Source organism: Campylobacter concisus (assembly GCF_002913545.1).
In the GTDB taxonomy this organism is placed as follows: Bacteria; Campylobacterota; Campylobacteria; order Campylobacterales; family Campylobacteraceae; genus Campylobacter_A; species Campylobacter_A concisus_AV.
On the sequence record NZ_PPBR01000127.1, the window covers coordinates 1 to 433 of the forward strand.

At 40.9% G+C, this 433-nt stretch carries 1 pseudogene; it reads left to right on the forward strand.

From position 1 onward, the window contains the following. Positions 1-183: 183 nt before the first annotated feature. A pseudogene (locus CYP05_RS09330) lies at positions 184-433 on the forward strand (flagellar hook protein FlgE); the annotation flags it as partial.

Below are 433 nucleotides of genomic sequence, written 5' to 3' on the forward strand. Positions count from 1 at the left end.
GTTTTTAATAATCCGTACGCCGCAGCTGTTGGTACACAGGATCAAAAAGAAGCCGCAGGTGTTGAAGCACTTTAAGTACTTTCAGGTGCTGTTTCTAACGAAGATCTAAAGCTTCCTGCGAATAAAATAGGGCAAATTCCACTAGAAACTCCATCGATTGAAGTAGAAGATCATGCACTTTATATGACTACAACTGGGCTTACAAAGCCGGCTCAAGGTACAAATAATTCAGCAGTAAATGAAAATGTTAAACTGACAACTATTATGAAAGCACTTGATGATGCACTAAGCCCTGGTCAAGCACTAAGAGCAAGTGGAAACATGATGATGTCAAGCAACGGCTCAACGGCAGAAATTTTTGACTCACTTGGCTCAAAACACACAATTAGTATCAAATGGACAAAGACAGGCACTACAACAGATGGCGGAACAG